The following is a 14,226-nucleotide window of genomic DNA, read 5'->3' as shown; positions in this document are numbered from 1 at the left end:
TGCAGATAGAAAGTACCGAAGCTACGAGCAAGTAAGAAAGTTACATGTTAAGTGTGAATAGTAAAAAAGCTATAGCTGCAAGATACAGTAATGGCGTCTACTCTGACCACTATGGAGCTTGCTTGAAGAAGTTAATTTTCAGCACAAAATAAAAGCATTATATGCAGATAGGGCATACGATAGGCAAAAACTTTATAAATTGTGTAAGAAATACGATATAAAGACAAAAGTTCTACCAAAAAAGGATGCAGCAGAACATTCAAAAATAGATTATATGTCTGACAGAAATGCTGCTATTAGGTTAATAAAATTATATGGACAAGATGGTGTAAAAGAGTGGAAAAAGGAAGCAATTTATGGAAAAAGATCTTACATAGAAGGATTTTTCTCAAGGTTGAAGCAAGTATTTGTTTAGGAATAAATCTGAAGTAAACCGTGAAAAAGAATTACTAATTAAGTGCTATTTGCTCAACAAATTCACTGGTATTGGTATGGCTAAATTTGAAATCATTACATAAATTTGTCGTAAACCATCACTGCTTAAGGTGCTATGCAACAAAGCCCACTGGAATCCAGTCCTTTCGCACAAAAAACGTTGTAAAGTGTTTACCAACTTAGTTGGATCCCAGTGTCAGCTACTCTGATGACAAGAAGGGAAGTACAGGTTTCAATATTTGCATGCATCTGAACAGATAAGCAATTACTATCAGAAAGAGGGAGACTATGCTACTCCTTTCTATCCGCCTTCTTGAGCAATTCACTTTCAAATCTAACACATATCTCAGTGATTATAATATCCAATTTTTGATCATGTTTTTCTACAGGTAAATTTTTACAATATTGCTTCTCATAGGCTACACCTATAAATATTTTTCCAAGTGGCCGTAATTTTTTTATCATTTCATCATACCAACCACCGCCAAAACCTAACCTATTAAAATGATCATCAAAAGCAATAACAGGAGTAATGATTGTATCGGGGATTATATCTTCATCTGCTTTATTCCATTCTTCGAATTTTAATAACTTGTTTTTATTAGGGACTGCTACTTTATAATCTAAATCGAGTAAATGATGCATCAAAGGCACAACATTAATTTCCCCGTCTATTGGAATGTAAGCTGCTATTGTTTTACCTTTAACGCAACTTAAGTTTTTGTTAAAGAGATTAACAAGAGAATTTGCTGCATAACTAGAATAACTTTCATCAACATCTTTTCTTATGGTTCTATATTGCTTCCTTAGTTCCTCTTTGTGCTGTTTAGTGTCTTTGAACATGTTCTATCCATTTTGCAGTGATCTTTTCTTGTAAACTATTTTGCTTCAAGCGCTCACTTAAAAAATCAAAGTCAACAAGCTCCATATCCTGGTCTTGATTACTGCAACTATAAACAAAACTTATTTCTCCTGTTTCCTTATTTATGTGTTGCTGAATACATTGAGCGCAGATTTCTTTCATCATGCACTGCATAGGAGAGTTAACTGATGATATTGCTATGTGTTTTGGTTTCAGATATGGCTTTAAAATTGTTTTTCTAGCTTCATTTATAGCTTTCATCATTTTAGCAGAACCAATAGTGATGATTTTATCTATAGTGTTTAAACTAATAGTAATTTTACCTAACTTTCCTTGCTGATATGAGATTATTGCATCAACTATATTACCATGAAAGGATTTATCCTGTTCTCTGCTTGTTTCTATCAATCCTTCTTCACATGCCCAAATTACTGCACTTGATGCACATTCTATCAGTGCTCGTTTAAATACATCACTTAATTTTTTATAGCCAGCGAAATATAAAACCTTATGATTGTTTTCAAGACATGCCTTTCCTATCGAAAATAATACTGCATTTCCAACTCCGCCACCAATCAGCATTATATTCTTCATAAACTTTTTATAGAGTAAAAAACGAAAAATATTCTCTAGCTTCAATTAAATCGATAACTAACAGCTGCATTTTTACGCATATTATCCAATAACAGGTTGCTTTGTATAATAATCTTTTGTTGATACATTTCCTGTTTGATTGCTTCTATATTCACTGGATTACTCTTGATATCACATAACATCATTAGCTTTGCAGTGCTATTTTCTCTTAATTCTACTATTTCATTCGTACTTGTTTTACTAAATAAAATCTGTAAATCAGGATTTAAATCTCGCATTTTTATTTTAAATTCTTTTGCGCTTGGCAATTTGAAATCGTCTGCTAATTTGTCAAAATTTAGACAATTGACCTTTTGCTCCTTAAAATTAGAGAGTAAATTTTCTGAATCTTTAACCACAACTTGTTTTACTTTTAAAATACTTTCCAGCAGTGTATGATCGAGCTGTACCTTATCTATGACTTTTATAACAGAGTAACCTTCGCTTAAACTAATCGGACCTGCTGCGTCATTGATTTCTAATCTTTCCAAAACGTCCTTGAGAGTACCTTTTAGCTGACTTAAATTAACGGTTGCTTTGCGCATCTTTATTGAAGATTCTGGATTATTACTGGTACGTAATTTTTTTACTAAATCTTCAGCCATTTTTTGATCAGGAATTACAAATTCCTGAAACGTAATAAGGTAATCAGGCTTCTCTTTTTGTTTTCTTATGTCATCCACTTCTTTATCGCTTATATTGATAAGCGATACAATTCCTACTTCAATAATCTTGTTCCACAGCAGCTGACACTTTACTTGTTTTTTTAGGTTATTGAGATCCATATTATGCTTTTTTACGTATTCATCAACTTCATCAGCCTCAAGTTTTAAACTTTGAGTTAAGAATAACGTGACAGCATTATTTAACTCCTCGTTACTCAATTCTATATTCATCTTCTGTGCTTCGCTGACAATGATAATTTCGTCTATTAACTGTTTTAGAATTTGAGATTTTACCTCTTTTTGATTAATCTTCTGAGTGCCAAGCAATGAATTTATGAGGTTGATACGTCTTTCGATATCTAAATTTGAAATTGGCTCACCATTTACATCTGCAACAATTTCAATCTCAGTTGCAAGTAACCTAAGCGGCAGCATTATTAATATCAAAATTAGTATTTTATGCATATAAAATTATTTAGCTAATAACTAATTCTATAATAAATACTGAATAAACGCTAGCTAACTTTTTTATAATTAAAAAAGAGGGTGAAATTACTGTAATGAATACCTAAACAATAATATACGGAAGGAGAGGGATTCGAACCCTCGATACGACTTTTCAATCGTATAACGGTTTAGCAAACCGCCGCCTTCAGCCGCTCGGCCACCCTTCCAAGTTTAGAACTTAATATTATATAATATCAAGACCTTTACTGCCTGTCTAATGCTTTTAATTGCAATATTTGTATCTGTTCAGATGCATGCAAATATTGAAACCTGTACTTCCCTTCTTGTCATCAGAGTAGCTGACACTGGGATCCAACTAAGTTGGTAAACACTTTACAACGTTTTTTGTGCGAAAGGACTGGATTCCAGTGGGCTTTGTTGCATAGCACCTTAAGCAGTGATGGTTTACGACAAATTTATGTAATGATTTCAAATTTAGCCATACCAATACCAGTGAATTTGTTGAGCAAATAGCACTTAATTAGTAATTCTTTTTCACGGTTTACTTCAGATTTATTCCTAAACAAATACTTGCTTCAACCTTGAGAAAAATCCTTCTATGTAAGATCTTTTTCCATAAATTGCTTCCTTTTTCCACTCTTTTACACCATCTTGTCCATATAATTTTATTAACCTAATAGCAGCATTTCTGTCAGACATATAATCTATTTTTGAATGTTCTGCTGCATCCTTTTTTGGTAGAACTTTTGTCTTTATATCGTATTTCTTACACAATTTATAAAGTTTTTGCCTATCGTATGCCCTATCTGCATATAATGCTTTTATTTTGTGCTGAAAATTAACTTCTTCAAGCAAGCTCCATAGTGGTCAGAGTAGACGCCATTACTGTATCTTGCAGCTATAGCTTTTTTACTATTCACACTTAACATGTAACTTTCTTACTTGCTCGTAGCTTCGGTACTTTCTATCTGCACTGTTTTCCTTACTGTGGCCAGGAGTGTTACTGTAAATTTGTACTATCTATGATAATTTCAATATTTTCCATGTTGCTTTTATCAATCCTGCAATCATTTATCTTAATATTAAGTTTTTTTTGATGCTTGTGAATAGCTGATAACTGCCAAATTTTTTCCTATTTGTTGCAGATATCCTTTTACAAACCCTACCGTTTGTCTTAAGCCAATTCTAAAAAGATTAACGATTATATGCACCAAAATCACAACTTTATCACTATAAATATAGTTACCGCCCTGCATTTTTGGACTATTTTCATACCAATTTTCGATAGCTTCATCGATGTAACGAAAAATATTCCCCCTTTTTTCAAGGAATTTGTTATATTCGTTTTGGTTACTGATTTTCATTTTCTGTGGCATATTTTTTCTTCAACAGTTAAATGGCTGTTTTATAATGAATTTTGTCAGTAGCCACCAGATTTTTTCAGTTGCTATGCAACAAAGCCCACTGGGATCCAACTAAGTTGGTAAACACTTTACAACGTTTTTTGCACAAAAGGACTGGATTCTAGCGTAACGCGCTAGAATGACATCAACTTTTGAATTCCAGTTATGCAAGAAATCTATTCATTTGAAACTTGTTTGAGAAACGTAGCTATAAAAACCGCAGGTACCAGTTGGTTTTTATTAGCTAAAGTAAAGGTCAAATATCTGGAATTCTGGACATAAAATCCCCCTGTAAAAAAGATTAGAAAAAAATGCAGCGCACATATGACAGAAATTAAGTATACACTGAAGAGGATACGCTACATTTTTTTATGAGTTTAATAAAAAAGGTCTGCAGACAAAGATAGATTTTTGAGCTCTAAAAATATCTATAATTGTTATTATAATCAGATTTAAAATATGCGGAAGTAATTTTTTGTGTCCGCTTAGCAGGGTGGCAAAATAAGATAGACAGATACATTTTTACATCAAAACGCTCCCCAAATGCATCAATTCTATTTTGTAATGTTGTTTCCATCAACTTGTTCAGAATTTGACTCCTTCACTTTAGAACTTGGCTTCATTTCTTTAGCTTTATTATTCACCTCTTGTATAAAATCTTCTACTGTTTTGCTATCTGCAGTAATTGCATCTTTTAATTTGTCTATAGAATCCTCAAGTGCTTTCTCATCACTCTCATGAGTACTGAGGCCCTTTTCCAGAAGTCTACTCATATCATCTTTTGAAAAATTTTGAATGGTTCGATCTTTTACTAATTTCTTTATTGCCATTAATTGCTCTTTGTTTCGAAGCATTTCTATTATTTTTACTTTATTATCAAGAATTGTTCTTTCTTCTTCATTAGCTTTAAGACCCTGTTTTGTCAAATTGCTTATTAACTTTCCAAAATTATTCTCTCTTGCTTGAATCGTAGGTAATTTATCGATCACATCTTTCACAAAACTTTTCACTGCTTTTCCCGATTCAACTATACCCTGGACTGCTTTACTGGTACCCTTACCTACGCTTTCTTTTATCTCACTTCTATTCTGATATATAGCATAACCAATAGCAACTATAGCAACAAATCCTACTATGCTGCTCCTCCAATTATTAATGCACCAGCCACTCCTCCTATTGCCAATGTACCTGCTAGTGCACCTGTCAATGTTGTAAATGCTGCTCCACTTATCAATCCTTGAGCTAACAGTTGATTGCCTAAAGTTTCAAGCTCTTTCTTCATGCCTTTTACTTTATTTCCTTGTTCCAAAAATTCTTTTGATTCAACTTTGTTTTTCTCAAAATTCTCCAATATAAGACCTATTACACTCCCCAAAATATCTTTATTTTCTATCAGAAATTTAGACATACTATCGATATCTGATTCGTCAAAAATTTCACTTTTTCTTTCAAAGCTACGTAGTCTTAACAGAACTTGCAATTCTTGTAACAAATCTTTTTTTCCACTAATATATTTTACTACATTTTCAATTAACTCATCCGAATTGGTTGGATTTGCTGTACCACTTTGTAGCATATTCAATTCCCATCAATTATAAATATGCCTAATTATATATACTAATTATATTATAATTGACATAAAATAATTACTCCTTTCCAAATATGGAATTTGTATTACAATACCTAGATTATATGAAATCAAGGTATTTTATGGGTGAGAAAAAATTAAGAGCCGCTGTGGTTTTATCAGGATGCGGCCACCTCGACGGCACAGAAGTGAGAGAAGCAGTCTTAACTCTGCTTGTGTTTGATCAGCAGGAAGTTGAAGTCACGTGCTTTGCTCCTGATGTTGATATCACACAAGTTATGAATCACAAAACAAAAGAAGCAGTAAAAGAAAAAAGGAATGTACTTGTAGAATCAGCAAGAATTGCAAGAGGTGAGATAAATGATTTAAGAGAAGCTAAAGCTGAAAATTTTGACATGCTAGTCGTACCTGGTGGATATGGAGTTGCGAAAAATTTATCTGACTTAGCTGAAAATAAAACAGTAATGCCTGAGTTTGAAAGATTAGTCTCAGAGTTCTTTGTTGCAAAAAAGCCAATAGGAACTATATGTATATCTCCAGCCATTATTGTTTTAATTTTAAGTAGCAAGATAGGTAAAGAAGAAAGTAAGATTAAGGTAACTATAGGAGACGACAAAGACCAGTTGATAGAAAAGCTCGGCGGCGAACATATAACATGCGATACAAAGCTATCAATAGAAGACGAAAAGCATAATATATTTTCCTGCTCTGCTTATATGCGTAGTGACGAAAGTACACACTCTGTATATCAAGGAATAAAACACATGATTGACAGTATGGTGAAAAAAATTAATAAAAAAACCAAACAACCATTTCTCTAAAGTGTAGTTTCTTATACAATTAATTATGTTATACTTCCAGTTGCATTATTGTTGTAGCCAAAGTAATCTGTAATTGCTTATTAACGATAAGCTATATTTAGTATGCAAGTTTAGTTCTTTTTTTTATAGATATAAATATGTCAGACCTTTTTTATATTGAAAGTGAGTGTTGTGTAGATGGTCAGTGTGATACTTATGCAGGAGAAGTGAGTATTAATGATGTCATGTTGGGCAAGTTTAGTCTAAATTCATACAGTGGGAAAAAAGCTATAATAAATCTAGACATCGTTACATTCGATATCCATATTGCCATGGATGACCAAGATGGAAGGACAATAACAAGAGACCTCAAGGGTCCTGAATTTGTAATTAAAGATGACGGTTCCTGGTATATTAATAAGAATCTTGGTAATGATAAATTTAAAATTATAGTAAAGCAGTCATGATATGAAACATAGTGAGCAGAGCTTACTTTTTAGCAATGTTTACATACTTACTTGATTTGAAAAAAAATGGAGATTATCTTAGCTGAACCACGCGGTTTCTGTGCAGGGGTTAAAAGAGCTGTAGACATATTAACAATCACTTTAGAGAAATACAAAAATGAACGCCAAGTTTATGTACTACACGAAATCGTTCATAATAAGTATATAGTAGAGGACTTCAAGAAACAAGGAGTGGTTTTTGTAAGCAGCATAGAAGACATTAAAGACAATAGAGGAATATTGATCTTTAGCGCACATGGAGTGTCGAAAAGTATAGAGGATGAGGCAAAAAGAAAGGGTGTTCAAGTGATTGATGCAACATGTCCATTAGTTAGCAAAGTACATAAAGAGGCAAAAAGGTATGAGGATAGTGGTAAAGAATTAATTCTAATTGGACATGAAAATCATCCGGAAGTTAAAGGAATTATAGGAAGAGTAAGTAATCCTATATCTCTAGTGCAAACTATGCAAGACGTATACAATTTACAAATCAAAGATCCAGATAATTTATCTTATGTAACACAAACCACGTTAAGTATTGACGATACCAAAGAAATTATTGCTACACTGAAGCTCAGATTTCCAAGCATTACAGGCCCCGACTTAAAAGATATATGCTATGCAACACAAAATAGGCAGAACGCTGTTAAAAAATTGGCTAAAATTACAGACGTAGTGTTGATTGTAGGAAGTAAAAACAGTTCAAATTCAAACCGTTTATTAGACCTGTGTATTTCCAGAGGAAAAAGAGCCTATTTGATTGATAATTATAAATGTATGAACAAAAATTGGTTGCAGGGCGCAGAAAAAATAGGAATTACTGCAGGTGCTTCTGCTCCTGATATATTAGTTGATGAGCTAGTAAATTACTTAAAAATAAATATGAATACAAAAGTTTCAGTCATGCCAGATGGATTCACTGAAAATGTTCAGTTCAAGTATACTAAATGGTAATGTGCAACAAAGTGCGTCAAATCAAGTCTTTAGCTCAATTCAATTTTCAGTCTGTTGGAGAATAAAATATCAAGCTGAGATATAATTAATCCTCGTTTGTCAGGTTAAGTTGTGTCTAGCACAAATATAAAAAACCTTCATCATACAAAAGGGTTAATATTACTACTAATTTTATCAAAAACTTATAATGTAAGTAATATTGTCATCTAATGTTTAATGAATTTCAATAAATTACCTTTTTAATTCTAGATGAGTATACACTTTGTTAATATGTTTGGGTCAAAACCCAAAAGTAAGTTTATGCTTTCTATAGGAAAAGAAGGCACAATGTTACTATATTTTAAAAATGATACTTTAAATAAAAGATATTTTGCTAAGGACAAAAATAATAAAGTTGTTTCTGACTTAATTTCATGTCTCTCATCAGATAAAAAAGCACCCTTATATCTGGTTCTCAATCACACTGATCAGAACTATTTGCTACAGTCTATCCCAAGAGTAAATAGGATTAGTGCTTATCTATCAGCAAAAACAAAAGTAGAGCATTTTGCTCATAATAACGATATAAATTCTATTCTCTTGGTCGAAAAGCCGAATAAATTTAATCAAAACTGGTGGTATCTATTTGTTTCATCAAAAGCAAATCATTTAATAGAATATTGGTTGGACGTGTTTGTTGAAATAGGCTCTAACTTTAAAGGAATATTAATGTTTCCTATAGAACTAGTCAGTATAGCAAAAAAGATTCTACACAAAGATCCTAGTAACTGGAAAATTATAGTTGCTGCAACTAAAACAGGTGGCTATAGACAAGTGGTTCTTAAAGAGAACAAAATGATATTTACACGTTTAATACCATTTACTAATGATAATTTACCAGGAATCATTGCTGGTGAAATATATCAGGAAGTGAAAAATACAATTCAATCTTTAACTAAGTTTGGATTTGAAAAAAATGACCCTATCGACCTTTGCATCATAGTATCAGAAGCTATTAAATCTAGTTTATCAGTTATAAATTTTTCAGAGAATAGTGTGAACATATTGACTCCATATGAGCTAGGTAAACTATTGGGAGCAGAATTAGCTATATGCAAAAAAGATAGCTTTTGTGATACTACAATTTTGTTCCATAGCTTTAAGAATAAGCCAATAAATATTTTTAACACAAAAGAAACTAAAGAATTTTATCTATTTAATTATCTTTATTTAAATTCTCCTCAAATTTTTCTATACCTACTCTTGGTTTTAGTTGTAATTAACGCCTTTTGTTTGCGAAATTTGTATTCAAATTTTAATGTTGCTGATAATTTATCTGCAAAGCGGAGTGCTTTAAATAACAAACTAATAAAACTTAGCCAAAGCTATAATGTAAAAAAGATAGATGAAGTTTACGATTTTATTAATATAAATAATATTTTATCAAAAATAGAGTACTCTCCTCTTACACAAATTAAGTATGTAGAAAAGTTAAAAGTACCAGGTGTAGAGCTTCAATCGTTTGAGTGGAATTATAATGAGGCAAAAAGTTATATTACCACAACTTTAAGGTTTAATTTTCAATCTGGTCAAGACATTTCTTATCAATACGAGAAACTACAGAAAAATTTAAACGATAATTTCCGTACTCATGATATTAGTATTTCTAGCTTACCCACTACTAAAGAGAAAAATCTATCTATTGATGTTGAAATAGGAGAGGCAATGTAGATTGATGACTATCTCTCAACTAAAAAGAAAAGCTACAATTCAGTGCATATATTATTTATTGTTATCTATTGTATTAATAGGGTTATCAACGTGTTTTATTCTCTATAACAAAAAGGTTTATAATAAAAATCAAACTGCAGCTGAGGAAATACACTCTATTAATTTACAGATCATTGAAATTCAAAAGAAAGAAGTCGTTCTAAATAAAAACCTAGATTTATGGAAAAGAATTTCTTCTTCAAACTTACATAGTAGCAGATATGTTACAAATTTAAATTTTGAGCTTCACAAGCTATATAAAAAACACTACATGTTAGAACCTGAAATATCAATTTCTATACCTGAAGAAGCTGAACTCCACAATAAAAGTGAACGTACAAAAGTAATAAGAAGTGAAGTGGTTCTAAGTTTAAGCTCAATTAGCGATAAGCATATTTTTTTATTTCTACAGTCTATTCCAAATCTTCCTGGTTATGTTATGATCAGATCTCTTACCTTGAATAAGCAGAGAAATATAGATTCTGCAGCTATAAACCAGATTTTAAGTGGTAATATGATAGAGATAGTGAGAGCTAGTATAGTTTTTGATTGGTATACCATATTAAGTAGATGAATATAAAGTTGTTTTTTATTTTTACGCTGCTATTTTTTAATGTTAGTGCATATTGCAATTGTGAAGATCTTGTAGAAAATATAGGGATTTGTAAAAAATATTCTTGCCAACAGCATATTAGTGATGAAGATTTTATTGAGCATAAAATATTAGGGTTAAATAGTGAAAATTTATGTGTATATATAGAAAGACAAGGCAATGATGAAATGGTCTGTCATCATTCCAACAATGGAATGATTATAGAAAAGAAGTACTTAAAAAGTATTTTAAAAGTTGGAAATCAAGAAATAAATGATTTCATTGATATAGCAAATTTGCGTGCGAAGGAGTGTTTTTTTATCAACAATTATAAACTAAGCTATATAGATCGAGACGATATAATAAAAGAGGCAGCAGAGAGTACTTTATCGCAATATGGTAGCATAAAAAGCATTTTCTTTGATGAAGAGCAGGTTAATAGAATAGTTAGTGAGATGGAAAAGTTTAACTTACAGTCTTCAGGAGTTACAGAGGAAGAAAATTTCAATTGTAAAGTAGTCAGTTTAGATTCAATTTTATACTTTTCCCCTGATACATGGAAAATATGGGTAAATGGAAAGTTGTTTATAAATACTAAGGATTTAAAAGTGCACTCAGTAACTGAAAATTATGTAACTTTTTCATGGGCTGTAAACCAAAAGATAACAAAAGAAAGGATAAGCAATTCTAAAAATGTAAATTTTGGACATGAAGGTATTATGTTTACTCTTTACCCAGAACAAAAGTTTGATTTAGACAGTTTATCTATTAAATAATCTAATACATCTGCGCTTGTAGCTCAATTGGATAGAGCGTTGCCCTCCGGAGGCAAAGGTCGTGGGTTCGAATCCCTCCAAGCGCGTTTCTAATTAAATTTGACAATAATACTCTCACATAAGATAATAAAGATGTTTATTTTAAAGCATAATTATGTCTAGTGGTACTATAAATAAAGTCATATTAGTTGGTAATTTAGGAAAAGATCCTGAAATTAGGACTACACAAAATGGAAAAGAGATGGCAAGTTTTTCAATAGCCACGTCTGAAAGTTGGACTGACAAATTTTCTGGTACTCGCTCTGAAAAGACAGAATGGCATAATATTGTAATTTTTAGTGAAGGACTAGTAAAAATTGTTAAAGACTTTGCACGGAAAGGTAGTAAAGTGTACGTTGAAGGCTCTCTGAGAACTAGAAAATGGACTGACCAAAATGGTACTGAAAAGTACACAACAGAGGTGGTGCTATACAACTTTAATAGTGCCCTTACCCTTTTAGATTCACGAAACAGTATGTCAAGCTCTGATTACAAGCCAAGTGAATACAAACAAAATGAAACAGAACAAAAAGATAAACACGGAAGTTTTGACAACGATATAAAAGATGAACTAATCGATGATGAAATACCATTTTAATAACTTCAATTGAAACCTACATTTTTATGGACTGCTTGTGTTACTCCTTTTAATTCTAATGGAGATAGCGTAGATTACCAAAGTTTGCAGTGCTTGCTTGCAATGCAGGCTCAAGCTAAAAATGGTGTAGTGTTGCTCGGTAGCACAGGTGAAAGCTTATCACTTACTGATTCTGAAAAGCGCACCTTAGTTGAATTTGTATGTGAGCTAAAATTAAATACGAAAATTATAATTGGTGTACCAGGAGTGAATCTATATCAGACTCTTGAATGGCTTGATTTTTGCAAGGATATGCCTATTCATGGCTATCTAATGACAACTCCCATTTATGCAAAGCCTGGAATCATGGGGCAAACTTTATGGTTTGAAAAGCTGCTTGAAAAAGCACATGTGCCAGCCATGCTTTACAATATTCCATCAAGAGCAGGAGTGAGTCTTCACGCTGAAACTGTACGCAACTTATCCAGCCACGAAAAATTTTGGGCTATCAAAAATTCAAGTGGAACTGTTTACACTTTAATTGAGTATAAAAAAGTTGCACCAAATATTAAGGTGTTTTGTGGAGATGATAATATGATACCCGATATGGCTGCTAAGGGTGCGGCTGGTCTGGTTTCTGTTGCTGCCAATGTTTGGCCAAGTGTAGTACATAAATATGTTAAGCAATGCATGAGTGGCAAGAACCCTCAAGCAGACAGTTGGCAACAAGCTTGCAAAGCTCTATTTACTGCCAGTAATCCAATACCTACTAAAGCACTCCTGCATGATATTGGGCTCATAGAACACAAAACTGTTCGTCTACCACTGAGCACAGAAGACTTGCCTTCCGTTGAAACATTAAGGCAAGCTAATAAAATGATTCTTGGGTGGGAAAATCAACTAACTATTCAGGATGAGGACTTGAGCGGATAATTCAATTATGCTTAACATGAAAAAATGTGCTAAATCCTCTTCAAAAACTTCTATCTATCGTTTCTTAAAATACTCTCCTGCACGTATCCCCATCAACAATTTTCACATCGCTATCAACTGAGCTGCTTGGCTGTCTATTTCCTTCTGGAAAAAAGCACTCAATTGCTTTATCAATTAAGAAATTTAAAGAAATACAAGGAATCATATTCACTACAAAAGTTAAAGCACCTATAGCTGCTGGTGATGTGACACCAAGAGCAACTAACCCTGCTCCAACTCCAAAAAAAACACCAATACTACTGATAGTATGTGCATAATTTTTAATTTTATATTCAGCACTGTTGCTATATTCTCTCAAAATTTGTTTATTTTCTTCGGACATGCTTTCTGGTATATCGTTGAGATTTGTAGTTTTTGAGAAAGAACAAGCACTGATTACACAGCATACTAATAACATTGCAGAACCAATGATTCCACCTGCAATGAGAGGTGGCAAGTTAACATAACTTAGAGCTAAACCTGCAAGAGCCCCAGTAACAGCTGCCACTCCTAGTGCTAGTGCTATTGCTAGTGCTATTGCTATTGCTAGTTCTAGTTTTGATTCAAATTTCTTTTCTAGGCTACTTTTTGCTTGCCTTGCCTCTTTTAACTGTTCTCTTGTATAGCTCATAGTATGTACTCTTACTTAAAATTAATAATATAATACTAGCATTTTTAACTTATATAGTCAACTTATTAAGGAATTTTAATTGACTTTCAGCACACTTTAGCCTATATGTATGGTCCCAGAGTGTAATGGTATATAAAATATGAGAACAAAATGCCATTAAAGGAGAATTTATGATTACTGGATGTGTCATAGCAACAGAAACAATTCATAGGGTAATGTAAACTTTCTAAGTACTATAACCTTAACCCTAAAATTATTGTAAAATAGAGAAAAGTAGTTATTTAAAAGGAGAATAACAGCTCCATATACTATTGAAGTTATAATACTTAAATGTTAGATGTGACATCAAATCTAATTTGAAATATAACTTATTTACTCAGCTTCTTTTGAAACTACTGTGAACATAATATCTATAGATAAAACATTGCATTACCACGCCACTAACGAGTAGCAGAATGACAAGTTTTCCAAACTTGTTGGTAAATCTCAGTCAGTTTAGCTACAGCTGTATGCTTTTAACTCTCCCAAAAAGAAAATTAACCATGTGAAATTCTTGTTGATATGACTTAATGAATA

The 14,226-nt window shown here is 32.2% G+C and carries 17 protein-coding genes and 2 tRNA genes; 10 read left to right on the top strand and 9 right to left on the bottom strand.

The genetic code is table 11. The features are described from left to right. Positions 1–118: 118 nt before the first annotated feature. The gene (locus ABWU33_RS00225) at positions 119–415 is read left to right on the top strand and encodes a transposase (protein ID WP_246433103.1); all 297 of its coding nucleotides are present in this window, start codon (positions 119–121) and stop codon (positions 413–415) included. A 311-nt stretch (positions 416–726) separates the two neighbouring features. Here the strand turns inward: ABWU33_RS00225 and ABWU33_RS00220 are convergent, their stop codons facing one another. The 8 genes from ABWU33_RS00220 to ABWU33_RS00185 form a co-directional block, all read right to left on the bottom strand. Beyond that, positions 727–1,278 carry a 5-formyltetrahydrofolate cyclo-ligase gene (locus ABWU33_RS00220; protein WP_211907547.1) on the bottom strand — a complete coding sequence of 184 codons (552 nt, stop codon included), beginning with the start codon at positions 1,276–1,278 and terminating at the stop codon, positions 727–729. Beyond that, entirely contained in the window at positions 1,262–1,891 is a 630-nt protein-coding gene (locus tag ABWU33_RS00215) for an oxidoreductase (RefSeq protein WP_353280770.1), read from the bottom strand. The genes ABWU33_RS00220 and ABWU33_RS00215 overlap by 17 nt, the downstream gene beginning before the upstream one ends. Before the next feature lie 41 nt (positions 1,892–1,932). Next, positions 1,933–3,060, bottom strand: coding sequence for a SurA N-terminal domain-containing protein (locus ABWU33_RS00210; RefSeq protein ID WP_250120189.1), 1,128 nt, complete (start codon positions 3,058–3,060; stop codon positions 1,933–1,935). 118 nt (positions 3,061–3,178) lie between these two features. Further along, positions 3,179–3,269 (bottom strand) — tRNA-Ser (locus ABWU33_RS00205). A 352-nt stretch (positions 3,270–3,621) separates the two neighbouring features. Further along, entirely contained in the window at positions 3,622–3,918 is a 297-nt protein-coding gene (locus tag ABWU33_RS00200; protein WP_246433103.1) for a transposase, read from the bottom strand. Positions 3,919–4,145: 227 nt separating this feature from the next. Next, a complete protein-coding gene (locus tag ABWU33_RS00195; protein WP_246433102.1) occupies positions 4,146–4,439 on the bottom strand; it encodes a transposase in 294 nt (97 codons plus the stop codon). Positions 4,440–5,020: 581 nt separating this feature from the next. Then, on the bottom strand, positions 5,021–5,476 hold the full coding sequence (locus ABWU33_RS00190; protein ID WP_250120188.1) for a hypothetical protein: 456 nt from the start codon (positions 5,474–5,476) through the stop codon (positions 5,021–5,023). 122 nt (positions 5,477–5,598) lie between these two features. Beyond that, a complete protein-coding gene (locus ABWU33_RS00185; RefSeq protein ID WP_246433105.1) occupies positions 5,599–6,042 on the bottom strand; it encodes a hypothetical protein in 444 nt (147 codons plus the stop codon). Between the two features lie 134 nt (positions 6,043–6,176). On the opposite strand from ABWU33_RS00185, the gene elbB reads away from it, so the two are divergent. The 9 genes from elbB (at position 6,177) to dapA (ending at position 12,980) form a co-directional block, all read left to right on the top strand. Next, entirely contained in the window at positions 6,177–6,875 is a 699-nt protein-coding gene (gene elbB / locus ABWU33_RS00180; protein WP_211908742.1) for an isoprenoid biosynthesis glyoxalase ElbB, read from the top strand. A gap of 137 nt (positions 6,876–7,012) precedes the next feature. Next, positions 7,013–7,321 carry a hypothetical protein gene (locus tag ABWU33_RS00175; RefSeq protein ID WP_211907548.1) on the top strand — a complete coding sequence of 103 codons (309 nt, stop codon included), beginning with the start codon at positions 7,013–7,015 and terminating at the stop codon, positions 7,319–7,321. Between the two features lie 66 nt (positions 7,322–7,387). Then, positions 7,388–8,314 (top strand): 4-hydroxy-3-methylbut-2-enyl diphosphate reductase, encoded by a 927-nt coding sequence (gene ispH, locus ABWU33_RS00170; RefSeq protein WP_211907549.1) that lies wholly within the window; start codon positions 7,388–7,390, stop codon positions 8,312–8,314. A 249-nt stretch (positions 8,315–8,563) separates the two neighbouring features. After that, entirely contained in the window at positions 8,564–10,024 is a 1,461-nt protein-coding gene (locus ABWU33_RS00165) for a hypothetical protein (RefSeq protein ID WP_353280769.1), read from the top strand. Positions 10,025–10,028: 4 nt separating this feature from the next. Then, complete coding sequence (locus ABWU33_RS00160) at positions 10,029–10,637, top strand: hypothetical protein (protein WP_211907550.1); 609 nt, start codon at positions 10,029–10,031, stop codon at positions 10,635–10,637. Next, on the top strand, positions 10,634–11,431 hold the full coding sequence (locus ABWU33_RS00155) for a hypothetical protein (protein ID WP_211907551.1): 798 nt from the start codon (positions 10,634–10,636) through the stop codon (positions 11,429–11,431). The genes ABWU33_RS00160 and ABWU33_RS00155 overlap by 4 nt, the downstream gene beginning before the upstream one ends. A gap of 12 nt (positions 11,432–11,443) precedes the next feature. Then, positions 11,444–11,517, top strand: a tRNA-Arg gene (locus tag ABWU33_RS00150). A gap of 68 nt (positions 11,518–11,585) precedes the next feature. Further along, on the top strand, positions 11,586–12,068 hold the full coding sequence (gene ssb / locus ABWU33_RS00145; protein WP_211907552.1) for a single-stranded DNA-binding protein: 483 nt from the start codon (positions 11,586–11,588) through the stop codon (positions 12,066–12,068). Between the two features lie 9 nt (positions 12,069–12,077). After that, positions 12,078–12,980 carry a 4-hydroxy-tetrahydrodipicolinate synthase gene (gene dapA, locus ABWU33_RS00140; RefSeq protein WP_211907553.1) on the top strand — a complete coding sequence of 301 codons (903 nt, stop codon included), beginning with the start codon at positions 12,078–12,080 and terminating at the stop codon, positions 12,978–12,980. Positions 12,981–13,044: 64 nt separating this feature from the next. On the opposite strand, the gene ABWU33_RS00135 is transcribed toward dapA, so the two are convergent. Continuing rightward, positions 13,045–13,650 carry a hypothetical protein gene (locus ABWU33_RS00135; protein WP_353280766.1) on the bottom strand — a complete coding sequence of 202 codons (606 nt, stop codon included), beginning with the start codon at positions 13,648–13,650 and terminating at the stop codon, positions 13,045–13,047. Positions 13,651–14,226 lie beyond the last annotated feature (576 nt).

Origin of the sequence: Wolbachia endosymbiont (group B) of Cyclophora punctaria (genome assembly GCF_964028235.1) — a bacterium.
Lineage (GTDB): Bacteria > Pseudomonadota > Alphaproteobacteria > Rickettsiales > Anaplasmataceae > Wolbachia.
The sequence above is the reverse complement of the archived record's forward strand: the minus strand, read 5'-3'. Positions and strand labels throughout refer to the sequence as shown.

What these genes read in the sequence shown, in the direction of transcription:
- ispH (WP_211907549.1), top strand. Translation starts at nt 7,388, where the DNA reads ATGGAGATTATCTTAGCTGAACCACGCGGTTTCTGTGCAGGGGTTAAA.
- ABWU33_RS00135 (WP_353280766.1), bottom strand. Translation starts at nt 13,650, where the DNA reads ATGAGCTATACAAGAGAACAGTTAAAAGAGGCAAGGCAAGCAAAAAGT.
- ABWU33_RS00185 (WP_246433105.1), bottom strand. Translation starts at nt 6,042, where the DNA reads ATGCTACAAAGTGGTACAGCAAATCCAACCAATTCGGATGAGTTAATT.
- ABWU33_RS00210 (WP_250120189.1), bottom strand. Translation starts at nt 3,060, where the DNA reads ATGCATAAAATACTAATTTTGATATTAATAATGCTGCCGCTTAGGTTA.
- ssb (WP_211907552.1), top strand. Translation starts at nt 11,586, where the DNA reads ATGTCTAGTGGTACTATAAATAAAGTCATATTAGTTGGTAATTTAGGA.
- ABWU33_RS00155 (WP_211907551.1), top strand. Translation starts at nt 10,634, where the DNA reads ATGAATATAAAGTTGTTTTTTATTTTTACGCTGCTATTTTTTAATGTT.
- elbB (WP_211908742.1), top strand. Translation starts at nt 6,177, where the DNA reads ATGGGTGAGAAAAAATTAAGAGCCGCTGTGGTTTTATCAGGATGCGGC.
- ABWU33_RS00160 (WP_211907550.1), top strand. Translation starts at nt 10,029, where the DNA reads ATGACTATCTCTCAACTAAAAAGAAAAGCTACAATTCAGTGCATATAT.
- ABWU33_RS00195 (WP_246433102.1), bottom strand. Translation starts at nt 4,439, where the DNA reads ATGCCACAGAAAATGAAAATCAGTAACCAAAACGAATATAACAAATTC.
- ABWU33_RS00220 (WP_211907547.1), bottom strand. Translation starts at nt 1,278, where the DNA reads ATGTTCAAAGACACTAAACAGCACAAAGAGGAACTAAGGAAGCAATAT.
- ABWU33_RS00165 (WP_353280769.1), top strand. Translation starts at nt 8,564, where the DNA reads ATGAGTATACACTTTGTTAATATGTTTGGGTCAAAACCCAAAAGTAAG.
- ABWU33_RS00175 (WP_211907548.1), top strand. Translation starts at nt 7,013, where the DNA reads ATGTCAGACCTTTTTTATATTGAAAGTGAGTGTTGTGTAGATGGTCAG.
- ABWU33_RS00215 (WP_353280770.1), bottom strand. Translation starts at nt 1,891, where the DNA reads ATGAAGAATATAATGCTGATTGGTGGCGGAGTTGGAAATGCAGTATTA.